The 24,289-nt window shown below is 60.0% G+C and carries 19 protein-coding genes; 10 read left to right on the top strand and 9 right to left on the bottom strand.

Features of this window, described 5'->3' with window-relative positions:
• The first annotated feature begins 37 nt into the window (after window positions 1–37).
• The 4 genes from NQ491_RS04900 (at window position 38) to NQ491_RS04885 (ending at window position 6,019) form a co-directional block, all read left to right on the top strand.
• Window positions 38–1,450 (top strand): NfeD family protein, encoded by a 1,413-nt coding sequence (locus NQ491_RS04900; RefSeq protein WP_026089738.1) that lies wholly within the window; start codon window positions 38–40, stop codon window positions 1,448–1,450.
• A 163-nt stretch (window positions 1,451–1,613) separates the two neighbouring features.
• Window positions 1,614–1,886, top strand: a complete 273-nt coding sequence (rpsO, locus tag NQ491_RS04895; protein ID WP_019246477.1) for a 30S ribosomal protein S15 — start codon at window positions 1,614–1,616, stop codon at window positions 1,884–1,886.
• Window positions 1,887–2,026: 140 nt separating this feature from the next.
• Window positions 2,027–4,159: a polyribonucleotide nucleotidyltransferase gene (pnp, locus tag NQ491_RS04890; protein ID WP_019246476.1), complete on the top strand. Its 2,133-nt coding sequence runs from the start codon at window positions 2,027–2,029 to the stop codon at window positions 4,157–4,159.
• Window positions 4,160–4,333: 174 nt separating this feature from the next.
• The gene (locus tag NQ491_RS04885) at window positions 4,334–6,019 is read left to right on the top strand and encodes a hypothetical protein (RefSeq protein ID WP_026089737.1); all 1,686 of its coding nucleotides are present in this window, start codon (window positions 4,334–4,336) and stop codon (window positions 6,017–6,019) included.
• 1,083 nt (window positions 6,020–7,102) lie between these two features.
• Here the strand turns inward: NQ491_RS04885 and NQ491_RS04880 are convergent.
• The 9 genes from NQ491_RS04880 to NQ491_RS04840 form a co-directional block, all read right to left on the bottom strand.
• A complete protein-coding gene (locus NQ491_RS04880) occupies window positions 7,103–9,352 on the bottom strand; it encodes an aconitate hydratase (RefSeq protein ID WP_026089736.1) in 2,250 nt (749 codons plus the stop codon).
• A 132-nt stretch (window positions 9,353–9,484) separates the two neighbouring features.
• Window positions 9,485–10,042, bottom strand: a complete 558-nt coding sequence (locus NQ491_RS04875; RefSeq protein WP_019246472.1) for a PH domain-containing protein — start codon at window positions 10,040–10,042, stop codon at window positions 9,485–9,487.
• A 15-nt stretch (window positions 10,043–10,057) separates the two neighbouring features.
• Window positions 10,058–10,309 (bottom strand): hypothetical protein, encoded by a 252-nt coding sequence (locus NQ491_RS04870; protein WP_019246471.1) that lies wholly within the window; start codon window positions 10,307–10,309, stop codon window positions 10,058–10,060.
• Window positions 10,310–10,406: 97 nt separating this feature from the next.
• The gene (locus tag NQ491_RS04865; RefSeq protein ID WP_019246470.1) at window positions 10,407–11,429 is read right to left on the bottom strand and encodes a DHH family phosphoesterase; all 1,023 of its coding nucleotides are present in this window, start codon (window positions 11,427–11,429) and stop codon (window positions 10,407–10,409) included.
• Between the two features lie 24 nt (window positions 11,430–11,453).
• Window positions 11,454–12,896 (bottom strand): S41 family peptidase, encoded by a 1,443-nt coding sequence (locus NQ491_RS04860; protein WP_019246469.1) that lies wholly within the window; start codon window positions 12,894–12,896, stop codon window positions 11,454–11,456.
• A 65-nt stretch (window positions 12,897–12,961) separates the two neighbouring features.
• On the bottom strand, window positions 12,962–13,633 hold the full coding sequence (gene nth / locus NQ491_RS04855) for an endonuclease III (RefSeq protein WP_019246468.1): 672 nt from the start codon (window positions 13,631–13,633) through the stop codon (window positions 12,962–12,964).
• Window positions 13,634–13,698: 65 nt separating this feature from the next.
• Window positions 13,699–14,388, bottom strand: a complete 690-nt coding sequence (locus tag NQ491_RS04850) for an LrgB family protein (RefSeq protein WP_019246467.1) — start codon at window positions 14,386–14,388, stop codon at window positions 13,699–13,701.
• On the bottom strand, window positions 14,385–14,738 hold the full coding sequence (locus tag NQ491_RS04845; RefSeq protein WP_019246466.1) for a CidA/LrgA family protein: 354 nt from the start codon (window positions 14,736–14,738) through the stop codon (window positions 14,385–14,387). The genes NQ491_RS04850 and NQ491_RS04845 overlap by 4 nt, the downstream gene beginning before the upstream one ends.
• 344 nt (window positions 14,739–15,082) lie before the next feature.
• On the bottom strand, window positions 15,083–17,545 hold the full coding sequence (locus NQ491_RS04840) for an ATP-dependent helicase (RefSeq protein ID WP_019246465.1): 2,463 nt from the start codon (window positions 17,543–17,545) through the stop codon (window positions 15,083–15,085).
• Between the two features lie 239 nt (window positions 17,546–17,784).
• Here NQ491_RS04840 and NQ491_RS04835 point away from each other — a divergent pair, with 239 nt between their 5' ends.
• The 6 genes from NQ491_RS04835 to NQ491_RS04810 all read left to right on the top strand — a co-directional run bounded on the left by NQ491_RS04835 (window position 17,785) and on the right by NQ491_RS04810 (window position 23,804).
• Window positions 17,785–18,783, top strand: a complete 999-nt coding sequence (locus NQ491_RS04835; protein ID WP_019246464.1) for an AAA family ATPase — start codon at window positions 17,785–17,787, stop codon at window positions 18,781–18,783.
• Window positions 18,784–18,803: 20 nt separating this feature from the next.
• Window positions 18,804–19,700 carry a DUF58 domain-containing protein gene (locus NQ491_RS04830; protein WP_019246463.1) on the top strand — a complete coding sequence of 299 codons (897 nt, stop codon included), beginning with the start codon at window positions 18,804–18,806 and terminating at the stop codon, window positions 19,698–19,700.
• Between the two features lie 42 nt (window positions 19,701–19,742).
• Window positions 19,743–20,735, top strand: coding sequence for a hypothetical protein (locus NQ491_RS04825; RefSeq protein ID WP_019246462.1), 993 nt, complete (start codon window positions 19,743–19,745; stop codon window positions 20,733–20,735).
• On the top strand, window positions 20,732–21,574 hold the full coding sequence (locus tag NQ491_RS04820) for a tetratricopeptide repeat protein (protein WP_051013000.1): 843 nt from the start codon (window positions 20,732–20,734) through the stop codon (window positions 21,572–21,574). The genes NQ491_RS04825 and NQ491_RS04820 overlap by 4 nt, the downstream gene beginning before the upstream one ends.
• A gap of 209 nt (window positions 21,575–21,783) precedes the next feature.
• A complete protein-coding gene (locus NQ491_RS04815; RefSeq protein WP_026089733.1) occupies window positions 21,784–22,770 on the top strand; it encodes a vWA domain-containing protein in 987 nt (328 codons plus the stop codon).
• A 14-nt stretch (window positions 22,771–22,784) separates the two neighbouring features.
• Entirely contained in the window at window positions 22,785–23,804 is a 1,020-nt protein-coding gene (locus NQ491_RS04810; protein ID WP_019246459.1) for a VWA domain-containing protein, read from the top strand.
• The last annotated feature ends 485 nt before the right edge of the window (window positions 23,805–24,289 follow it).

Raw genomic sequence — 24,289 nt, 5'->3', positions numbered from 1 at the left:
CCGCAATGCCTCGCAGCCGCTCGTAACGATAACCGCCATGAAAAGAAAATTCCTGTCGTTGCTGCTCGCGCTGTGCGCGGTCGCGGCGCTCCGCGCGGGGGACTCCTCTTCCCGTCCGTTGATCTATACGTTCCCGATCCGGGAGCCGATCATGCCTTCGGTCGAGCGTCTGACCGCCAAGTGTCTTGCCGAGGCACGGGAAATGGGCGCCGATGCGGTGCTGATTCAAATGAATACGTACGGCGGTCTGGTCGACGCGGCCGACTCGGTGCGCACGGCGTTGCTCGGAAGCCCGATCCCGGTTTGGGTCTGGATCGACAATCAGGCCGCTTCGGCCGGAGCGTTGATCGCGCTGGCTGCCGACAGCATTTACATGCGTCCCGGCGCATCGATCGGGGCCGCCTCGGTCGTGGACCAGTCGGGCAGGCCGATGCCCGACAAGTTCCAAAGCTTCATGCGGGCTACGATGCGTGCGACGGCCGAGTCCCACGGGAAGGTGATCGAGCGGATCGACGGAGGGGATACCGTCTGGCGCTGGCACCGCGATCCGCTCGTGGCCGAGGCGATGGTGGGCCGGAGCGCGGGCGACAGCACGACGCTCCGCGTGTTGACGCTGACGGCCGACGAAGCCGTGCAGAGGCATTTCAGCGAGGGCAGCGCCTCGTCGGTGGCCGAGGTGTTGCAGCGGGCCGGCGTCGAGGACTATACGCTCTACGTGTACGAGCCCACGACGCTCGACCGCGTGCTGGGCTGGCTGATGAATCCGGTGGCTCAGGGCATTTTCATCATGCTGATCATCGGGGGCATTTATTTCGAGCTGCAGACGCCCGGCATCGGTTTTCCTTTGGTGGTCGCCGTGCTCGGGGCGGTGCTCTATTTTGCGCCGCTCTATCTCGAAGGAGTAGCGCAGAACTGGGAGTTGCTGCTGTTCGTCGTCGGACTGCTGCTGCTCGCCGTCGAAATATTCGTGTTGCCGGGCTTCGGCATCGCGGGCGTCGCCGGAATCGCCGCCGTCGTCACGGGTCTGGCCTTTGCGGCGATCGACAACGAACTGTTCCGTCACGTTACCTCGGGCGAGGTGTCGGTCGCATGGGTCGTCCGGCCGTTCGCCGTAGTGATCGTCAGCTCGGTGACGGCTTTCGTGGCCGCGCTGTGGCTCGGACGCCGTTTCTTGACCGGCTCCTCGCCTCTCCGCGAGCGGATCGTTCTTACTACCCGCATGACGCCCGAACAGGGCTATGTCGGTCAGCAGCCGTCGCTGCCGGATCTGATAGGGCGGACCGGTACGGTCACGGCCGTGCTGAGGCCCTCGGGCAAGGTGCTTGTCGACGGGACCTATTACGAGGCGGTCGCCGAGGACGGACTCTACATCGAGCGCGGCGCCGTCGTGGAAATCGTTCGTGCCGAGGGCGGGCTGCTCTATTGCCGGCGGGCCGCAGGGCAGGCTTGACCGGGTGGCTTCCGATAGAGGCCGATCGTCAAAAAATATGCTTTTCTTGGACTATGTTGTTGGTTGCTTGATAAAAAAACGTTAGATTTGCAGTCGCTTTGAGAAGACTCTTCCTGAGGAAAGGAGTAGCCAAGGCGACGATAAAACTTTTAATTTCATTACAATGGGTTATTTGAATGCAGACAAAAAGCAGGAGCTTTTTGCGAACTACGGGAAGTCTAATACCGATACCGGCTCGCCCGAGAGCCAGGTGGCGCTATTTTCCTACCGTATCAACCACCTCACCGCACATCTGAAGAAGAATAAGAAGGACTTCGGCACGCAGCGCTCGCTGTTGCGTCTGGTCGGTAAGCGCCGCCAGTTGCTCGAATACCTTAAGAAGGTTGATATAGAGAGATATAGAGCTATAGTAAAGGCTTTGGAGCTCCGGAAATAGCCGGGTGTTCCCATGCGGAATGGAGCTGCCCTCCGGGGCAGCTTTATTCTCTTTTTAAGACGGTTTTCCCGCCGATGGCCCGTCCGCGTCGAAGGTGCGCACAATCAACGAAGTAACAGGACACTAAGAGAATTGAAATAATGTATTACAACGCAACACGAAAGGTGATTCCATTGAGCGGGGACCGCGAGATAATCATCGAAACCGGAAAACTGGCCAAGCAGGCCGACGGTTCGGTCGTCGTGAAGCAGGGCAACACGATGCTGCTCGCCACGGTGACCGCCGCCAAAGAACCCAAGGACGACTGCGACTTCATGCCGCTGTCGGTCGAGTACAAGGAGAAATACGCTTCCTGCGGACGCTTCCCGGGCGGCTTCCTCAAACGCGAGGCCCGTCCGTCGGACTACGAGATTCTCGTGTCGCGTCTGATCGACCGCGCTTTGCGTCCGCTGTTTCCCTCGGATTTCCATGCCGAGGTTTTCGTGACGGTCAATTTGATTTCGGCCGACAAGGATATTATGCCCGACGCGTTGGCCGGCCTGGCCGCGTCGGCGGCGCTGGCCGTGTCGGACGTGCCGTTCGGCGGCCCGATTTCCGAGGTGAGGGTGGCCCGCATCAACGGCGAGTTCGTGATCAATCCTACCTTCTCGCAGAACGTCGATTCCGATCTCGACATCATGGTCGGGGCGACGATCGACAACATCCTGATGGTCGAAGGCGAGATGAAAGAGGTTTCCGAGGCCGTGATGCTCGATGCGATCAAGTTCGCCCACGAGGAGATCAAGAAACACTGCGCCGCTCAGATCGAACTGAGCAAGGAGCTCGGCAAGGATGTCAAGCGCGTTTACTGCCATGAGACCAACGACGAGGAGCTGCGTCGTCAGGTAATCGAGGCTACTTACGACAAGGCTTACGAGATCGCCAAGGCCATGACCTCCAAGCACGAGCGAATGGACCGTTTCGACGCGTTGGAAGCCGAGTTCGAGGCTCGTTTCAGCGAAGAAGAGCTCGCCGAGAAGAAAATGCTGATCAAGCGCTATTTCCACGACGACGTGCTGAAAAAGGCGATGCGCAACATGATCCTCGACGAGGGAATTCGTCTCGACGGCCGTCGTACGGACGAAATTCGCCCGATCTGGTGCGAGATCGATTATCTGCCGGGAGCTCACGGTTCGGCGATTTTCACCCGGGGCGAAACGCAGTCGCTGACGACCGTAACGCTCGGCACGAAAATGGACGAAAAGCAGATCGACGACGTGCTGGTTCAGGGAACCGAGCAGTTCGTGCTGCACTATAACTTCCCTCCGTTCTCGACCGGAGAGGCGCGTCCCGCGCGCGGGCTTTCGCGCCGCGAGATCGGTCATGGCAACCTGGCTTGGCGCGCGCTCAAGCCGATGGTCCCCGTCGGAGAGGAGAACCCCTATGCCGTCCGCGTGGTATCGGACATTCTCGAGTCGAACGGCTCGTCGTCGATGGCTACCGTTTGCGCCGGCACGCTGGCGCTGATGGATGCCGGCGTAAAGCTCAAGAAGCCCGTTTCGGGCATAGCGATGGGGCTGATTACCGATACGAAGACGGGCAAGTACGCCGTGCTCTCCGATATTCTGGGCGACGAAGATCATCTGGGCGACATGGACTTCAAGGTGACCGGAACCAAGGACGGTATTACCGCGACCCAGATGGACATCAAGGTCGACGGCTTGTCGTACGAGGTGCTTGCCAAGGCGCTCGAGCAGGCCAAGCAGGGCCGCTTACATATTCTTGGCAAGATACTTGAGACGATTCCTGCTCCGAGGCCGGAGTTCAAACCGCATGTGCCGCGCATCGAGCAGATCATCATTCCGCAGGATTTCATCGGCGCGGTGATCGGTCCGGGCGGCAAGGTGATTCAGGAAATTCAGAAGAGCACCGGTACGACGATTACGATCACCGAGAAGGACAACAAGGGCTTCGTCGATATTTTCGGCGAGAACAAGGATGCGCTGGAGGCTGCCTTGGCTCGTATCAAGGGAATCGTGGCGATGCCCGAGGTCGGCGAGGTATACAAAGGTAAGATCCGCTCGATCGTGGCTTTCGGCGCGTTCGTCGAGATTCTGCCGGGAAAAGACGGGCTGCTGCACATATCCGAAATTGCCAACAGGCGTTTCGAGACGATGGAGCAGACCGGGCTTAAAGAGGGCGATATGATCGAGGTCAAACTGATCGGTCTCGATCCGAAAAACGGAAAGTTGAAACTCTCTCGCAAAGCGTTGTTGAACGGCAAGAAAGAGTAGACAGTCCGAGAAGAAGGGAGCAAGCCGAGTCCGCAAAAGGGGAAGTGCCAAAAATAAATTATTTTTCTATTGTAATTTAAAATATATTCTTATTTTTGTGAGACTCAACTATGCCTTTGAAAACGAACGAATTAAAAAGTAGGAATAAAACTAATTAACTTTAAAGCATTGATTATGAAAAGGTTTGTAAAAAGTTTCATGCTCGCTTCTTTAGCAGTTCTGCTTGCCAGCTGTAACTGCTACAACAAGATGTTGAAAAAAGTGGACAGAATCGATGTTTCCGCTACGCCTGCCGTTGTTACTCTCAAGGGCAATAACGCCGTGACGGACATCAAAGTAAACTTCCCCGCCAAATATTTCAACAAACGGGCCGTACTGAAGATCACGCCGGTACTCGTATTCGAGGGCGGCGAAATCGCCGGTACTCCGAAGTTCGTTCAGGGCGAGAAGGTGAAGGACAACTACGAGGTGATCTCGTACAAGCAGGGAGGTTCGTACACCCAGAGCGTATCGATTCCCTATGACAAGCGTGCGAAGATTTCGACGCTGGAGTTGCGCATCGAGTCCAAGTGCTCGAAGAACTGCGGCAAGAAACGCAAACAGTTCCTGCCGTTCGCTGCCATTCCCGTTGCCGAGGGCGTTAGCACCGTGCAGCTGCTGGCCGACAACGCCGCTTACCTGACGATCATGCCCGACAACTTCAAGCGCGTGACGACGATCACCAAGGATGCCGATATCATGTATCAGATCAACCGTTCCAACGTGCGTCCGGGCGAGCTGACCAAAGAGCAGGTCAAGATGTTCGAGGACTTCGTGAAAGAGTATTCCAACAAGGATCGCGCAACGCTGGGCAACGTATATGCCAAGGGTTATGCATCGCCCGACGGTCCGGTGAAGTTCAACGACGAGCTCTCGAAGAAGCGTAGCGAGAGCGGTCAGGAAGCGATCGCCAAGAAGCTCTCGAGCGTTAACCCGAAATACGACATCGCCGCTTACGGTGAGGACTGGGAAGGCTTCAAGGAACTGGTTTCCGCATCGGACATCGAAGACAAGGATCTGATTCTTCAGGTGCTGGCTATGCAGGACAACCCTGTAAAGCGCGACGAGGAGATCAAGAGCATGACGGCTGTGTTCGAAGTGCTGGCTAAGGAGATTCTGCCTCAGCTGCGCCGTACGAAGCTGATCGCCGACGTGGATATCGAAGGTCGCACCGACGCCGAAATCAAGGAGGCCGCTGCCAAGAATATCGACGTTCTGAGCGAGGAGGAGATGCTGTATGCCGCTACGCTGACCGACGACAACGCCGCCAAGCTGAAAGCATACGAGGCTGCCGCCAGCAAGTATAACAGCGTTCGCGGTTACAACAATGCCGGCGTGATCCTCGCCAAGGAAGGCAAGCTGGCACAGGCTAAGGCTCAGCTCGACAAGGCTGCCGCCATGAGCAAGGATGCCGCTATCACGAACAATCTGGGCGTAGTGGCGCTGATGAACGGTGATCTGGCTACCGCACAGAAGTACCTGTCGGCTCTGAACACCGCCGATTCGAAAGCCAACATGGGTCTGGTAAATCTGGCCGAGGGCAACTATGCCGAGGCTGCCAAGACGCTGTCGGGCTACGATCTGGCCGTGGCCGAAGTGCTGAACGGCAACTTGTCCAAGGCCAAGTCGATTCTGGCCGGCGAGAACTCGGCCGATGCCGATTATCTGAAGGCTGTCATCGCTATGCGCGAGGGTAACTCGAGCGCTGCCATGTCGAACCTCAAGAGCGCCGTAGCCAAGGATCCCTCGATGAAGGATCAGGCCGTGAACGATGTCGAATTTGCCAAGCTGTTCGGAACGAGCGAATTCCTCGCTTTGTAAGACAGACATAGCATAGAATATTTTCGAAAAAGTCCGCCCCGGTGGCGGACTTTTTCGTGTTGTTTTCGTCGCTATGACAGGAGGAAGAAACTGTTTTTCAGGACGGTTTTTGCCGGGGAGAGCAGGATTTGTTATGGACCGGAGAACCGATGACCGGAACCAATCTTGCTGGCAGAGCGTTCGGATTATATGGAATGTGCGAGGGCGCGCCATCCCTGTGCATGTGCGGGGATAGCGCGGGCTCTGACTGTCGAATCCGAAGGAAACTTCGGGAACTAAATAGCTGCAGAGTATGGAGCCTTATAGCTGCGGGGAGGAAATTGACAACTCGAACAGAATGCGGTCTTCGGACGATACTCGCTCCGGTCTGTTGTTATGTCCGGTATCCGGGTGAGGCGCCTTTTCTGAGTGGAGCCATCCGTTTTGTCGCGGTTGTGCTGCGGATCGTCCGAATGGCGAGGATGAGGGTTGACTATTTCGTTTTATCGAACTGCTTCGGGGCGGTTCGTTTTATCCCGGCAAATGAGGGCATCGATTCGGTGCGTATTCCGTTCTATTCGAAAACAATTCCAACAGAAGCTCCGAGCGGAAAGAGGGTAGTGATGCCCAGTCCTTGCCCGTAATCAGGATATAGTGGTAGCATAAGGCTGAGTGTGCAGTTGTTATGGAATTTCCCGAGTAGAAAGAGGGTCGGAACGGAGGTTTTCTCTTGTCCCGAGAATTTCGTGCCGGAGATAAGAACGGCCGGTAAACGGGTGCGGCCGACGGATGACGCTTGGGGAAAATAGGCTTGTATGAAAAGCGACGCGCTAACGCGTCGCTTAATCATGTTTTCGTTTTTTTGATCACATTTCTTTGCCCGATTATATACTTTGCCATACCGACTTTCGAGTTCTCCGTTTCCGGTTTTTACGCCTGAAATCCTTCTCCGGGGAATTTTGTAGTAGAGACCTAATCGGATACGCGACCTGCGGCTAACAGTGGAAGCTTCGGGTGCGAGTATCCGGGTACGTTGAAGTATATAGTCGCCTTTCTTTAGGCCGGACAACCGGAATGCGGCGTGCCGGTTGTTCCAAACCTTGCTCAGGCTTTGACGTTCAGGGCCGATCCGGCCTTGAACCATCCTATTTGCTGCTCGTTGTACGTGTGCGCGGCCTCGAAGCTTTCGCTCGTGCCGTCGCTGTGGAGCAGCGTGACGGTCATGCGGCTGCCCGGAGCGAACGAGCGCAGGCCCGTGATCGAGATGCGGTCGTCTTCGCGGATACGGTCGTAATCGGACGGATCGACGAACGTCAGCGCGAGCATGCCTTGCTTTTTCAGGTTCGTTTCGTGAATGCGGGCGAACGACTTGACCAGCACGGCCCGGACGTTCAGGAAGCGGGGTTCCAAGGCCGCGTGCTCGCGCGACGAGCCTTCGCCGTAGTTTTCCTCGGCCACGACGATCGAACCGATGCCCTGTTCCTTGTATCCTTTGGCTACCGACGAGACGCTCGCGTAGCTGCCGTCGAGCGTATTGAGCACCGAGTTCGTCCGTCCGTTGAAACGGTTGACGGCTCCCATCAGCAGGTTGTCCGAAATGTTTTCGAGATGGCCTCGGAACCGGAGCCACGGGCCGGCCATCGAGATGTGGTCCGTCGTGCATTTGCCCGAGGCCTGAATCAGCAGGCGTAGCCCTTCGAGCTCCCGGCCGTCCCAAGGGGCGAACGGGGCGAGGCGCTGCAGGCGCTGCGAGCCGGGCGCTATGACGACTTCCGTCGCCAGCGACGGGTCGGGCGCGGCATAACCGTTGTCTTTCACTTCGAACCCTGCCGCAGGCAGTTCGTCGCCCCGGGGCTCGTCGAGCCTGACGGGCCGGCCCGACTCGTTTATCAGCTCGTCGCGCAACGGGTTGAACGTCAGGTCGCCGGCGATCGTCAGCGCGACGACCAGCTCGGGCGATGCGACGAAAGCATGCGTGTTCGGATTGCCGTCGGCCCGCTTGGCGAAGTTGCGGTTGAACGACGTGACGATCGAGTTCGGACGCTCGTTGTCTTCCGCATGGCGGTCCCACTGGCCGATGCACGGCCCGCAGGCATTGGTCATCACCGTGCCGCCGATCGCCAGCAGATCGTCCAGCAACCCGTCGCGCTCGGCCGTTTGGCGGACCTGCTCCGATCCGGGATTGATAATCAGCTTGGCTTTTGCCTTCAACCCTTTCGCTTTGGCTTGCCGGGCGACGCTGGCCGCGCGGCTCAGGTCCTGATAGGAAGAGTTCGTGCACGAGCCGATCAGTCCCACTTCCATTTGCCGGGGATAGCCCTTTTCGCGCACGACCGCTCCGAAATCGGAGATCGTGTGCGCTGCGTCGGGCGTGAACGGCCCGTTGATATGAGGCTCGAGCGCCGACAGGTCGATGTCGATCACCCGGTCGTAATATTTCGCGGCGTCGGCTGCCGTTTCGGCATCCGGGATCAGGTCGGAGGCGATCCGATCGGCCAGCGAGGCTACCTCCTCGCGCCCGGTGGCGCGCAGGTAGCGGGCCATCGCCTCGTCGTAAGGAAACAGCGAGGTCGTTGCCCCGACCTCGGCGCCCATGTTACAGATCGTCGCCTTGCCCGTAGCCGAAAGCGAGGCCGTTCCTTCGCCGAAGTACTCGATCACGGCATTCGTACCGCCCTTGACGGTCAGCAGGCCGGCGAGCTTCAGGATCACGTCCTTGGGCGAGGCCCAACCGCTCAGCTTGCCCGAAAGACGTACGCCGATGATCTTCGGCATCTTCAGTTCCCAAGGCATGCCGGCCATCACGTCCACGGCGTCGGCTCCGCCGACGCCGATCGCGATCATGCCCAGTCCTCCGGCATTCGGCGTGTGCGAATCGGTCCCGATCATCATGCCGCCCGGGAAAGCGTAATTTTCGAGCACGACTTGGTGGATGATGCCCGCTCCCGGGCGCCAGAATCCGAGTCCGTAGCGGTTCGCCACGCTGCGAAGGAAGTCGTACACCTCGCGATTCGACTCGTTGGCCGCCCGCAGGTCGTCCGATGCGCCCCGGTCGGCCAGAATCAGGTGGTCGCAATGGACCGAGGCGGGAACCGCCGAACGGTCGCGGCCGGCGTTCATGAATTGCAGCAGAGCCATTTGGGCCGTAGCGTCCTGCATGGCGACCCGGTCGGGGCGGAAGTCCACATAGTCCTCGCCTCGGCGGAACGGTCTGGCCGACGAGGGGTCGAACAGGTGGGCGTACAGGATTTTTTCGGCCAGTGTCAGCGGAGCGCCTTTGGCGGCGCGCGCGCGTTTCACCTTTTCGCTGAACGAGCCGTAGACGGCCCGGATCAATTCGATGTCAAACTGCATGATATTACGGGGTTTAAGATTTTGAAGCCCGGTATTCCGGTTCGCCGGAGAAGCGACTCCTCCGGACGGCTGCCGCGAAACGCCGGCGTGCTCCGCAATGCGGATGTTGACAATGCAAAGATAAACATTCTGTTAAAAAACATTCTCTCCGCCCGGTATTTTTCCCGTATGGCGGAGGATCTCGGCTCTCTTGCGGTCGCGTGCCTCGATGACGAGCGTGATCAGCTCGTCGGCCTGTTCGCAACTGATGATGAAAGTGTCTTCGTAAATGTCTTCGATCAGTACCAGATTCTTGCGCTCGGAGGCGTAGACCTTGTACAGGTTCCACTCCCGGAAGCTGAAATAGTAGCCGAAGTAGCCCCAGAATCCGTAGCTGCCCAACAGCGGCCATAGTCGGCGGAATTCGTCCGGTTCGATGCGGCGGATCAGCTCGACGTCCTCCAGATGGATGCGGGTCAGATCGACGATGCAATGGATGTCGATCGACGTGTCGTCCAGCGATACGTAGCGCGGGATCGACAAAATATAGAGCAGGACGACGCAGAGCAGCAGAAAGAGCATCCAGGCCGGCAGGTAGTTCGCGCCCCAGACGAAGTGGAATGCGACGAACGCCGTGACGAGGAGAGTCGTCACGACGGCCGTGATGCGCCGGCCGCGCCGGTCGAGGCGGTATCGGTATTTCTTCTGCATGGCGTTCGCGGCCGTTTACGGTTTTCGGTCGAGCCGGTTTCTCCGTTCCTCTCTTTCGCGCTTCCAGCGTTCGTCGCGCATTTCGCTGCGGTGGTCGACCATCGCCAGAAAGATCGTGAACACGGCGGCGGCCACGCCCGACTCGACGAGTATCGAGCCGACGGGTTTTCCCCTGTGGAAAACCCAGGTCTCGCCTCCGTACAGGATGCCGAAGACCAGTGCGAACAGCAAGACGGCGTACAATGCGAAAAGGGCTGCTTTTTTCATGGCGTTTCGGTTTGGTGGCGGGCAGGCTTTTCTCGCGCGCCCTCGGTTTTAGTAACGGGAAAAACGGGCCCGGATTGTGCGGCCGGTCGCAGACCGCTCAGGCTCCGAAGTATTCCCTCAGGTATTTCCTGAAGTTCTCCAGCGTTTCGTTCATCGGAACGTACGATTTGCCTCCGGCCGCGTTGCGGTGCCCCCCGCCGTCGAAATAGCGCCGGGCGAACACGTTGACGTCGACCTCGCCTCTCGAACGGAGCGAGACGCGGATGCTGTGCTTGGTCTGTATGAACATGGCCGACATCCGGATGCCCCGGATCGAGAGCGGATAGTTGACGAATCCCTCGCTGTCGCCCTGTATGAAGTCGAAACGCCGCATCTCCTCTTCGGTCAGCGACACGTAGGCTACCCCGAACTCGTAGTCGGTAACCATCTTGTCGTTGAGCATGTATCCCAGCAGCCGCATCCGGCCCTCGGAAAAATTATTGTATACCGAGCTGTTGACGTAAGGTACGTTGACCCCCTTGTCGATCAGCACGGCGACGGCCCGGAACAGGTCCGAGGTCAGGCTGCTGAACGAGAAATTGCCCGTGTCGGTCATGATGCCCACGTACAGCGACTCGGCCATCGCCTGATCGATCGCATCGGTCCCGGCCAGCGCTTCGAGCAACTGGTATACGATGTAGGATGTCGAGCAGGCGTGCGTGTCCGAGAACTGGACGGCATAACCGTCCACCGGCGGATGCAGGTGATGATCGATCAGTACGCGGACGGCCGTCGTGTTGGCCGTTACCGTGTCGGTTACCCGGTCGAGCCGGTTGATCTGGTTGAAGTCCATGCAGAAGATCACGTCGGCTTCGCCGATGAAGCGGGCCATCGCGCCGTCGTGATCCTCCTTGAATACTCCGATGTGTCCGATGTCGGTCATCCATTCGAGGAAATACGGGTAGCGGTTCGGCGCGATGCAGCATGTCGTGTGTCCCAGCCGCTCCAAATAAGAGCGCCAGGCCAACGCGGCTCCGATCGTGTCTCCGTCGGGATTCGTATGCGACAGCAAAGCGATCTTCTTGGGCGCTCCGCCTATGATTTGTCTCAGCAGATTCAGTTTCTCTTCGGTTATGCTCATCCTTAATTTTCCTTTCGATGTCGTTTAATTCTGCGCTTCGTTTCCCGCGATCGCGCCCTGCACTCGGTTCAAATGCGAAGGAGCGTCGGCTACGGGGCCGAACGGTCCGGCGGACGAGCCGGCGACTGCCTTCGAGGCGGCGCTCTCGCTTCCGACGATCTCGGCCAGCGCTTGGCTCAGCAGGTATTCCTCGGGATCTCCCAGTTCGCGCATCTGGTCCTGATTCGCGTCGTCGTTCAGATAGATGTCGGGCATGAATCCTGCCGCATAGTCCGTCCAATGCTCTTTGTTGAGCAGTTGGAGCGTGATCGGGTGCAGCGTCAGGGCATACGTATCCGAGCGGATTTCGTACGAGCCCACGTTCTTGCCTTCGGTCCGGGTGCCGATCAGCCGCAGGGGCATGTAAGGCTTCAGCGCGCTGATCAGCAGCTCGCTGGCCGATGCCGTCCACGGACCGGTCAGCACGTAAAGTCTTTGCAGGTCGACGGTCGCTCCGCCGACCTCGTTCCGGCCCAGAAATTTCAGCTCGGTTTCCTGCCCCGTATTATACCGATAGTAACAAAAACTCTCGCCGAGACGGCTCTCGCCCGCGATCAGGCTGCTGAGCAGCTGACAGCACGAAATATAGCCGCCCGGATTGTATCGCAGATCGAGCACCAGCTCGTCGATCCGGTTGCGTGCGAATTCCGCGAAGACCGCTTTCAGCGCTTCGTCGTAGGCGTGGTCGCCGGCCGACGGGCCCTGCGGCCCGGTATCGAAGGAAGTGTAGGCCAGATAGCCGATCCGGTGCGCGCCGCGCACGATGACCGTATCGGTCAGAACCGGGTTGTAGGCGACCGGCTCGGCTGCATCTACGACGACCTCTTTTTCCCATGTGACATCGTAAACGAGGCCCGGTACGGAGTAGGCTATGCGTTGCACGAGCATGCGGGTCTTCCCGCCGCTGGTCAGCGCGCTCGTTCCGCCGACGGGAATATCGCTCCCGTTCACCTGCCTGATCCAGTCTCCCCGGCGGATGCCCGCCCGGTCTGCCGGAGAGCCCTCGACCACGTACATGACGCGGGCCGCGCCGTAGCTCTCGTTATCGGGATAGACGTACAGCTTGAACTCGATGCCGTAGGAGTCGCCGCCGAAACTGGCCGCTTTCGACGTATTGCTGCGCTCCATCGTCGAGTAGAAATAGTCGCGCCCCTCGGTATGTTTGCCGTCGTTGTCGTCGGGCGACGACGAGAGCAGGCTGAGGAAGAAACTTTCGCAGCTCTGTTCGTAAGACTGGGTCGTGATCCGAAGCCGGGCGATGTGGTCGTTGTAGAGGTACTGATCCTTCATCTGAGAATGGATCCAGCGGTTGGCTGCCGCATCGGCATGCTTGCCCGGCGCGGGCAGCGAATCCTCGGCCGGTCCTTTGGCGCAGCCGGCGATCCCTACCGCCCAGATCGCGACCCACAGCGTTTGACGAATGTTCATGGTAAGCGGTTCGGTTGAAGACCGGAACAGGGTTCGGTCGCGGTTACTCTACAAAGGTAAGCAATTTATTGCGATTGGCGCTGCGGCCGGCTACTTTTTGCCTCGGACCGCGCGAAGTAGCGACACCACGGTTTCAGTCCGCATGCCTCGCAGTGCGGCTTGCGGGCCGTGCAGACGTAGCGACCGTGCAGAATCAGCCAGTGGTGGGCCGCAGGCAGGTCCTCGGCGGGTATTCGTGCCGTGAGCTGCATTTCGGTCTGCAGCGGCGTTTTCGCGCCGGTGGTGAGTCCCAGCCGGTCCGATACGCGGAATACGTGCGTGTCGACGGGCATGGCCGACTGATGGAACGCGACGATCGCGACGACGTTGGCCGTCTTGCGCCCGACTCCGGGCAGACGCTGCAGCCGGTCGATGTCGGAGGGGACCTGGCCGCCGAACTCCGATACGAGCATTCGAGCCATGCCGCTGAGGTTCTTGGCCTTGTTGTTCGGGTAGGAGATGCTCTTGATGTAGGGGTATATCTCCTCGGGGTCGGCCTCGGCCATGTGCTGCGGAGTGGGGAAGCGGTCGAACAGAGCCGGCGTGGTCATGTTCACCCGCTTGTCGGTGCATTGGGCCGACAGGATCACGGCGACCAGCAATTGGTAGGGATTGTCGTACCGGAGCTCGCTCTCGGCCGAGGGCATGTGCTGCCGGAACCAGTCCAGAATGTGGGCGTAACGTTCTTCTATGCGCATAATGTCCGGATTTTGAAGTTTAAACGGGCGCAGGCCCGGTTTCGGTATGCGGGTGAGCGTTTCGTTCAGATGATTTTTTCGAGGATCGGAACCAGTACGGCCGTGGCGACGCCCATCAGGCCGATCGCCAGTCCGCTGATCGCTCCCTCGACGGCGCCGAGTTCCATTGCGCGGGCCGTGCCCATCGCGTGCGCGGCGGCTCCCATCGCCAGTCCCTTGGCGATCCGGCTCTCGACGCCTACTTTGCGCAGAACCCAAGGTCCTACGATGCCGCCGAATACGCCGACGACGATCACGACGACGGACGTCAGTGCCGGAATGCCGCCCGAGTTGGCCGACAGCGACAGCGCGATGGCCGTCGTGACCGATTTGGGCTCGAGCGACGCGACGACGGCCGGCTCGGCTCCCATCCAGCGCGCGATCAGCGCGACGCTCAGGATGCCGACGGCGCTGCCCGTGACGATCGCGATGACGATCGAGAGCACGTTGCCCCGAATGTTGTAGATCTGATCGTGCAGCACGTAGCCGAGCGCGACGACCGACAGACCGAGCAGAAAGTCGATGATCTGCGTCTGGCGCATGTAGTGTTCGTAGGGCATGCCGGTCAGCTTGACGAACGCGATCAGCGCGGCTACCGACACGAGGATCGGATGCAGCAGCGCGCAGTTGACCCGGCGGCGCAACTGCACCGCGCCCAGATAGACGCCTACGGTCAGCGTCAGCAGAAAAATCTGCGAATAGATGATCTCGTTCATCGCTTCTCCTCCCGTCTGCGTTTGGACTCGAGTTTCTGTTCGACGAGGCCGACCGCCGCGATCACGAGCACCGTGCTGACGAGCGAGGCGACGATGATGGCCGTCATGTAGCGGCTCAGCAGCGTGTAGGACGTGATCAGTCCTACGCCGACCGGGATGAAAAACAACATCATGTGATCGATCAGAAACGTCGAGACCTTTTTCACGTGTCCGGGCCGGACCCACTTGAGCGACAGCGCGCCGAAAAGCAGAATCATCCCGATCACGCTTCCCGGGATGAAGTTGTCGAGCAGAGCCGATACGAGACAGCCCAGCAGATAGAACAGCAAGATCAAAAACAGTCCGTACATAATGGTTAACGGTTATCTATAAATCGGTCGTTTCGAGTCATCCGTTTCGTATCGCCGCTCGGCGGCGGCCGTTTCGCGCGCAGGATTTTCCCTCCGCCCGCCGTTCCCCCGAGGGCCCGGCCGTGCCCGCTTTGTCGGGAGTCCCGGAGCCGTTCGGCCGAACTCGGGTTTTTCTCCGGTTTCCTTTCGGTCTTTCTCCGCTTTTCCGTACAGCCTCAGCGGTGGTACCCCGCTTTGTTTCGGACCTGCCTCGGAAGCCTCGGAGTATCCGGAGGGGGAGACGGACGGTCCGGCTTCGTTTCCCGGTTCCCTCTTTCCTCCCGTCCCGAAATGCCTCGCCGCGCTTATTTTTTCAGCACCGTCAGCTTGGCGAACTTGCGCAGCAGCGTCTTGCGTCCCGCGCCGCCGAACTCGACGGTGATCTTCTGGTCGCCCGACCACTCTTCGACGGCCGTGACCGTGCCGACGCCGAACTTGGCATGCTCGACGAGCATCCCCTCGGCATAGTCTCCGTCGAACGGCACGGCTGCCGCACGCTCCGCTCCGCCGGTCTCTGCGGCCGGACGGCTGCCCATGCTGCGGAAGCGCCCTCCCGGCGCCGGTACGGGCCGGGGCGTCGGGCGCTCCTGCGTCTTGGGCGGATAGTACGTGCGGGTCTCTCCGCCGTATGCGTCCGGCCGCTGCCCGTAACCGCCGGGGCGCCGTCCGTATTCTCCGCGCTGCGTTTCGGCGTTCCGTCCGCGTTCGGCGAAGCGGGTCCGGACCTGCCTCTGCGGCGTCGGGTCCTCGTTCTGACCGCCCTCGCCGAGGTCGAATTGCAGGTCGAGGTATTTCGGATCGATTTCGCTCAGAAAACGGCTCGGTCGGCAGAAAGTCATCTCGCCCCACTTGAAGCGCGACTCGGCGAACGACAGTACGGCGCTGCGCTTGGCTCGCGTCAGCGCGACGTAGAACAGCCTGCGCTCCTCCTCGAGTCCCTCGGGCGTGCCGAGGCTCATCATGCTCGGGAACAGGTTCTCCTCCAGCCCGGCCACGTAGACGTGCTCGAACTCGAGCCCTTTGGCGCCGTGGACCGTCATCAGCGTCACGCGGTCGCGGTCTTCGGACTTCTCGTTGTCCATGTCCGTCAGCAGCGCGATGTTCTGCAGCCACTCGTCGATCGTCACGTGCGACGTGCCGGTCTCCCCTTCGCCTTCCTCGCTCGCGGCGATCTGGCGCTGCTCGTCGGTATAGGCGCGGATCGAATTGAGCAACTCCTCGATGTTTTCGAGCGCGCTGACCGCTTCGGGCACCTGCTGCATCTTGTAGGTTCCCAGAATGCCCGACCGGGTGGCGATTTCGAGCCCCAGATCGTAAGCCTCGGCCGTCGCGCGCATGGCCGACAGGTCGGCGATCATGCCGGCGAACTCCTTGATCTTCTTCGCCGCCGCACCCTTGAGTTCCATGCTTTCGGGCGTCATCGTGCTGGCCGCCTCCCACAGGCTCGTTCCGGCCGCTTGGGCGGCTGCAGCGATCCGGCCGACCGTCACGTCGCCGATCCCGCGCGAGGGCGTGTTGACGATGCGGCGGAACGCCTCGTCGTCCTTCGGGTTGACGACCAGCCGCACGTAGGCGAGCAGGTCCTTGATCTCCTTGCGCTGATAGAACGACACGCCGCCGTATATCTTGTAGGGTATGTTCCGGTTGCGCAGCGCCTCCTCCAGCGCCCGCGACTGCGCGTTGGTGCGATACAGCACGGCCGTCTCGCTGTAGGGCACGCCTCCGCCGCGCACGGCGGCGTACAGGTCCGAGGCGATCAGCGAGGCTTCCTCCTTGTCGGTGTAGGCCTTGATGACCTTGATCTTCTCGCCCTGATCGCCCGACGAGAACGACTTCTTGCGGATCTGCTTCGTGTTCTTCTCGATGATGCTGTTCGCGGCGTTCACGATGTTCTGCGTCGAGCGGTAGTTCTGCTCGAGCTTGAAGACCTTCGCGTCGGGGAAGTCGTTCTGGAAGCGCAGGATGTTCTCGATCTTCGCGCCTCGGAACGAATAGATGCTCTGCGCGTCGTCGCCCACGACGCAGACGTTCGCATGGTTCTGGGCCAGGCGGCGGATGATCGCGTACTGCGCGAAGTTCGTGTCCTGATACTCGTCGACCAGAATGTAGCCGAACTGGTTCTGGTATTTTTCCAGCGCGTCGGGGAAGTCCCGGAACAGGATATTGACGTTCAGCAGCAGGTCGTCGAAGTCCATCGCCCCGTTTTCGCGGCATTTGCGAGCATAGAGCTTGTAGATGTCCAGAAACTGGGGCCGCCTCCGCTCGCGGTCTTCGGCCTGCAGGGAGGCGTTCGCCTCGTAGGCGGAAGGCGTGATCAGGTTGTTCTTGGCCAGCGAGATGCGGGCCGCGATGTCGCCGGGCTTGTAGGTTTCGTCGCTCAGGTTCAGCTCTCGGATCGCGGTCTTGACCATGTTCTTCGCGTCGGACGAGTCGTAGATCGTGTACGAGCGGGGGTATCCGAGCCGGTCGGACTCGTCCCGGAGAATGCGGGCGAAGATCGAGTGGAAAGTCCCCATCCACAGCCCGCGCGTCATCGCGGGGGAGAGCAGTTGCCCGATCCGCTCGCGCATCTCCCGCGCGGCCTTGTTCGTGAAGGTCAGCGCCAGCACCGACTGCGGCGGTACGCCCTGCTCGAGCATGTAGGCGATGCGGCAGGTGAGCACCCGGGTCTTTCCCGAGCCGGCCCCGGCCACGATCAGCGAGGGGAAGCGGTAGTTGACGACGGCCTCGCGCTGCACGTCGTTGAGCTTTTCGATGTATTCGGACACTTCGCTACGTCTTATGATACGGCCGCAAAGGTAGCGAATTGTAACCGAAATCGGATAGGACGGCGTCTTCTCCGGCGAAGTTTTCCGGGTACGGCCGCCTCCGCCGGGCCGATATTTTCCCTGCCCGGGGACGGAAATTGAATTTTTTACAATAAATTTGCGACTCAGCCGTTTAAAAAGCGCTTCGCCTCTTTCGGGAGGCGCCCAATGTGCGGAGAAACGTAACTTATCATCGAAATATGAGCGAGGTAATCAACATCAAGGAACTCAACGAGCGGATCGAGCGCGAGAGCGTCTTCATCGACACGCTGAATCTGGAAATGGGCAAGGTGATCGTCGGGCAGAAGCATCTGGTCGACACGCTGCTGATCGGGCTGCTGTCGAACGGGCATATTTTGCTCGAGGGCGTTCCGGGACTGGCCAAGACGCTGGCCATCACGACGCTGGCTCAGGCCGTCGACGCCCGTTTCAGCCGGATTCAGTTCACGCCCGACCTGCTGCCGGCCGACTTGCTCGGTACGCTGATATACAGTCAGAAGACCGAGGAGTTCTCGGTCAGAAAAGGACCGATTTTCGCGAACTTCATTCTCGCCGACGAGATCAACCGCTCGCCCGCGAAAGTGCAGAGCGCGCTGCTCGAGGCGATGCAGGAACGGCAGGTCACTCTGGGCGACACGACCTACCGGCTTCCCGAGCCGTTTCTGGTGCTCGCTACGCAGAACCCGCTCGAGCAGGAGGGCACTTACCCGCTGCCCGAGGCGCAGGTCGACCGTTTCATGCTCAAGGCGCGTATCACCTATCCCAAAAAGCAGGAGGAGCGCGATATCATGCGTCTGAATCTGGCCGGCGGCGGGCTGCCGAAGCCCAACCGGGTGATTTCGCCCGAGGACATCGTGAAGGCCCGCGAGGTGGTGAGCGACGTCTACATGGACGAGAAGATCGAGAAGTACATCGTCGACATCATCTTCGCCACGCGCGAGCCGTCCGAGTACAAGTTGCCGAATCTCGTTTCGCTGATCGCCTACGGCGGATCGCCCCGCGCGAGCATCTCGCTGGCGAAGGCGGCCAAGAGCTACGCGTTCATCAAGCGGCGCGGCTACGTGATTCCCGAGGACGTGCGGGCCGTCTGCCACGACGTGCTGCGCCACCGCATCGGTCTCACGTACGAAGCCGAGGCCGAGAACATCACTTCGGAGGAGATCATTACCGAGATACTGAACAACGTGGAGGTACCTTAGTCTGAACGGAGGATCGAGAGATGACGGACAGAGCGACGGAAAGCAGCAGCGAGATCCTGCGGCAGGTGCGGCGGATCGAGATCAAGACGCGCGGGCTGAGCAACGACATTTTCGCGGGCAAGTACCACAGCGCCTTCAAGGGCCGGGGCATGGCCTTCAGCGAGGTGCGCGAGTACCGCATGGGCGACGATGTCCGCGACATCGACTGGAACGTGACCGCCCGCAGCATGAAACCTCATATCAAGGTCTACGAGGAGGAACGCGAACTGACGATGATGCTGCTGGTGGACGTCAGCGGTTCGCGCATGTTCGGTACGACCGACCGTCTCAAGAAAAATACGATCACCGAAATCGCCGCCGTGCTGGCTTTCTCGGCCGCGCAGAACAACGACAAGGTAGGGTGCATCTTTTTCAGCGACAGGGTCGAGAAGTTCATCCCGCCGAAAAAAGGACGCTCGCATGTGCTGACGATCATCAAGGAGCTGATAGGGTTCCGCCCCGAGAGCGGAGGGACCGACCTCGCGGAAGGGCTGCGCTGCCTGACCAACGTTCTTAAGAAACGCTCGACGGCGTTCGTGCTGTCCGATTTTCTCGATACGACGGGCGACCGGGCCGATTTCGAGGATGCGCTGAAGATCGCTTCCGGCAAGCACGATCTGGTCGGCATCCGGGTTTACGACCGGCGCGAGGCCGAGATGCCCGACGTGGGGATCGTCGAGCTGCGCGATGCCGAAACCGGCGAGCGGGTGTGGGTCGACACGTCGTCCAAGACCGTGCGCGACCATTACGCGTCGAGCTGGCGGCACACCGAGTCGGTCGTCGAGGCGGCGCTGCGGCGCAGCCGGGTCGACAGCGTGGCGGTCGCTACCGGCGAGGATTACGTCGCTTCGCTGATGAAGCTTTTCAGACGGCGGTAGCGTCCGTCCGATTTCTGTTTTTGAAAAACGTTACGCGAGTTTATGCTGCATATGCTTAAAATAGGAGCTCTCGCCGCGCTGACGCTCGGCGCTGCCGCCGTCCGGGCGGCCGATCCGGTCGTCTCGGCCCGTTTTTCGGCCGACTCGGTAATGATCGGCGACCAGTTCAGTCTGGACATACGGGTGGACAAGGACGTGATGGAGGTCGTCGACTTTCCCGTGTTCAACGGCTTTCTGAGCGATTCGGCCGACATCGAGATTCTGGCCGAGAGTCCCGTGGACACGCTGAAAGCCGAAGGAAGGCGGATCACTCTCGGCAAGAGCTATCTGCTGGCCGGTTTCGACGAGGGACGCTACCGCATGGGACGCTTCCCCGTGCTGCGGGTCGATAAGAACCTGATCGACACGGTCTGGTCGCGCGATTCGCTGGCGATCGATATTCATACGCTGCCGGTCGATACGCTGACGCAAACGATCCACGACGTGAAGCCCCCGCTGCGGACGCCTTTGCGTTTCGCCGAGATACGGGGATGGCTGATACTGGGCTGGCTGGCGGCTGTGGCCGTCATTGCGGCCGTATTGCTCGTTCGGCGCCGGATGGAGCTCCGGGCCCTTCCCGGCGGCCGGCGGCCCGGCGAGCCGCCCCATGTGTGCGCGATCCGTCAGCTTGAGACGCTGCACAACCAGAAGCTGTGGCAGAGCGGCAAGCAGAAGCAGTATTATACGGGCATTACCGACATTTTGCGTCGCTACATAGGCGACCGCTATCGCGTCAAAGCGATGGAGCTGACCTCGCAGGAGATTCTCGACGAGATGGAGCGGCAGCGGTTGAGCGGCGAGGCCGCCGACCGGCTGAAGAACATCCTGCTGACGGCCGACTTTGTCAAGTTCGCCAAGTTCGTCGCCGATGCCGAGCGGAACGAGGAAGTGTACAGCGATGCCTACTATTTCGTCGAACAGACCAAGGAGACGGAAGTAGAGCACACGCCGGCCGAGCTGGAGCCGGTGCAAAAGCAGGAGGAGGAGAAGCCATGATACGAAGAACGATTTTGACCGTATTGCTGCTCGTCTTCTGCGGCGCGGCTGCGGCTCAGAAATATCCCGAGCGCCGCGCGATCCGCTCGGGCAACCGGCAGTACGAGAAGGGGGCCTATCCCGAGGCCGAAACGGCCTATCGACGGGCTTTGGAGAAGACGCCCGACTCGCCCGAGGCGACGTTCAATCTGTCCGATGCGCTCTATAAGCAGGAACGTTACGACGAGGCGGGCAAGCTCGCCGCCTCCGCCGCGCAGCAGCTGGCAGCCGACCCGTCCCGGCGCGAGGAAGCCGCTCAGGCATTTTTCAATCAGGGAAACGCGCTGTTCAAGCAGCGCAAGTTGCAGGAAGCCCTCGAGGCTTACAAAAATTCGCTGAAGCTGAACCCCGGCGATATGGAGGCCAAGTTCAACTACGCCTACACGAAAAAACTGCTCGATCGGGATCAGAACAACCAGAACGATCAGAACAACCAGAATAACCAGAACGATCAGAATAATCAAAACAATCAGGATAATCGGGATAATCAGAATAACCAGAACGACCGGAAGAACGATAACGATCGGAACAACCGAAACGACGACCCGAATCGGGACCCGAACAAGGACCCGAACCGGAATCCGGACGGCGATCCGAACGATCCGAACGATCCGAACGATCCGAGCGATCCGAGCGACAAGCCCCGTCCGGATTCGGGCAAGCAGCCGCAAGACGGCGGCATGAGCCGCGAGGAGGCCGAACGTCTGCTCGATGCCGTGCAGGGCAGCGAGGACAAGACCAAAGAGAAGGTCGACGCGAAGAAGGCGAAAGTCGTCGGACGGTCGGGCAAAAACTGGTAGTTCGGCCGGGGGGAACCTGTTCCGTGCGACAGAAAAAGGACGCTTTCTCTGAGGACGAAATATCGGGACGGGACGGAGCCGCTTCGGACTCGGGCGGGCGTTTCCCGCAGGGCGCTCGGCGGAGCGGAAAGTCCGGGAAAGGCAGAACCGCGCTGTCGGGAAAAACGGATAGTAATGAACGGGAATAAATCGGAAAGTAAGTGGATATAGTGAGATTTGCCAATCCGAAGCTGCTGTGGCTGCTGACGCTGGTCGTCCCGATGACGGCCTATTACGTTTACCGTTTGCGGCAGGGGCGCGCGACGATGCGCATCTCGACCGTGTCGGGGCTTCGGGGCGTGCCGCGCGGAGCGCGCTATTATCTGAGGCATATGCCTTTCGTGTTGCGCTGCGGAGCCGTTGCGCTGTTGGTCGTTGCGTTGGCCCGTCCGCAGAGTTCCCAGAGCGATTCGAGTCGGACGACCGAGGGAATCGACATCGTGCTGTCGCTCGACATTTCGGGCAGCATGCTCGCCCGCGATTTCCAGCCCGACCGGATTTCGGCCGCCAAGGAGGTGGCCGCGAGCTTCATCGCCGACCGGCCGAACGACCGGATCGGTCTGGTCGTTTTCGCCGGGGAAAGTTTCACGCAAAGCCCGCTGACGACTGATAAGGCTTCGCTGCTCAATATTTTGGGCACGGTCCGCAGCGGCATGATCGACGACGGCACGGCCATAGGAAACGGGCTGGCCACGGCCGTGAACAGGCTGCGCGAAAGTCAGGCCAAGAGCAAGGTCGTGATCCTGCTGACCGACGGCGTCAACAACAGCGGCCAGATCGCTCCGCTGACGGCGGCCGACATCGCTTCTACGCTCGGCATCCGCGTCTATACGATAGGAGTCGGCAGCGAGGGACAGGCTCCCTATCCGGCCCTCGACATGTGGGGAAACCTCAGTTTCGTCCCGATGAAGGTCGAGATCGACGAGAAGATACTCTCCGATATAGCCGAGAAGACCGGAGGGCGCTATTTCCGCGCTACCGATAACGAGAAGCTCCGCGAAATCTACAAGGAGATCAACCGTTTGGAGAAAAGCCGGGTCGAGGTCGAGAGTCAGACGCGTTACGACGAGCGTTTCGCCCCTTTCGTTCTCGGCGCGTTGCTGCTGCTTGCGGCCGGATTCGCCATGCGCCGGCTGTGGTTCCGCCAGATTCCTTAAAAACAGAGATTGTCATGTTCCGATTTGCAACTCCCGAATATTTCTATCTGCTGCTGATTCTGCCTCTTTTGTGGGGCGTACACTTGCTTTCGGCCCGGGCCCGGCGGCGGGCGATCGAGCGCTTCGGCGATCCGGCGACCGTTTCGGAATTGATGCCCGAGGCTTCGACGGCGCGGCCGCGCTACAAGTTCGTGCTATTCTCGGCGGCCGTGCTGCTGCTGGTCGTCGCGCTGGCCCGTCCGCAGTTCGGTTCGAAACTCAAGGAGGTGACTCGCACCGGGATCGAGATGATGCTGGCGGTCGATGTGTCGAACAGCATGCTGGCTCAGGATTTCGAACCGAGCCGTTTGGAGCGGACCAAGTTCGCGATCGACAGGCTGACTCAGCAGCTCGAGCAGGACCGTATCGGGCTGATCGTGTTCGCCGGTGACGCCTACATGCAGCTTCCCATTACGTCCGACTATGTGGCCGCGCGCAGCTTCGCCGCCCAGATATCGCCTACGATGGTGTCCAAGCAGGGTACGGCGATCGGCGCGGCGATCGATCTGGCCGCCAGCTCGTTTTCGTCCGGCAGCGAGGGTAGCCGCGTGATCGTCGTCATTTCCGACGGCGAGAACCACGAGGACGACGCGCTCGCGGCGGCGAAGGCGGCAGCTGAGAAGGGCATCAGAATCTACACGATCGGCATAGGCACGCCCGAGGGCGCTCCGATTTCGATCGACGGCGAGTTCATCAAGGACGAGCAGGGCGACATGGTCGTGTCGAAGCTCGACGAACAGATGCTCGAACAGATCGCGCTGACGACCGGCGGAGCCTATATCCGGGCTACGAACCGCAGTTTGGGGTTAGACGAGATCGTGCAGAAAATCAACGAGGTCGAGAAAAAAGAGCTCACGTCGACCGTGTTCGAGGATTTCAACGAGCAGTACCAGTATCTGATCGGTCTGGCGCTCGCCTTGCTGTTGCTTGAGTTCGCGATGCTCGAGCGTCGGAGCCGCCTGCTGGCCCGTTTCAATATTTTCAGAAAACGCTGAAATATGCGGACGAACCCCGTACTTTTGGGGATCGTTGTCCGTTCCGATTCCATTGTCGTATGTTGGACCGTTTTACGGATCGACCTGTCGGGACGAGCTCCGTATACCTGCGACGGATAACAACCGGGAGCCGGTCGGGACGAACATCGGAAAAGCGGAATCGTTGTCCCGGAATATGATCCGGGCGGTTTCCCCGTTCAGACTCGACGGCCGGGCGTGCTTGGTTCCATGTATGGAAATTTCGTGTGGATGGGACCGCTCGTTGGATAGGGAACGGGAAATCGCGTCCCCGCTTGTCCGGACAGATCGATCCGGATGGGATTCGGAAGAATAGCCATGCGGATCGTCTCTTTTCCCGTTTCGTTTTCGTTCGCGAGCTTGCCGGGCGGCTGCGGTGATGAAGCTATGATTTTTGAGACGCTCCGGCGGAAATTAGCCGAAAATCACGTACATTTGTACCGTATGGGCGCTGGCCGTCCGTGCGT

This window comes from Alistipes ihumii AP11, from assembly GCF_025144665.1.
In the GTDB taxonomy this organism is placed as follows: Bacteria; Bacteroidota; Bacteroidia; order Bacteroidales; family Rikenellaceae; genus Alistipes_A; species Alistipes_A ihumii.
The sequence above is the reverse complement of the archived record's forward strand: the minus strand, read 5'-3'. Positions and strand labels throughout refer to the sequence as shown.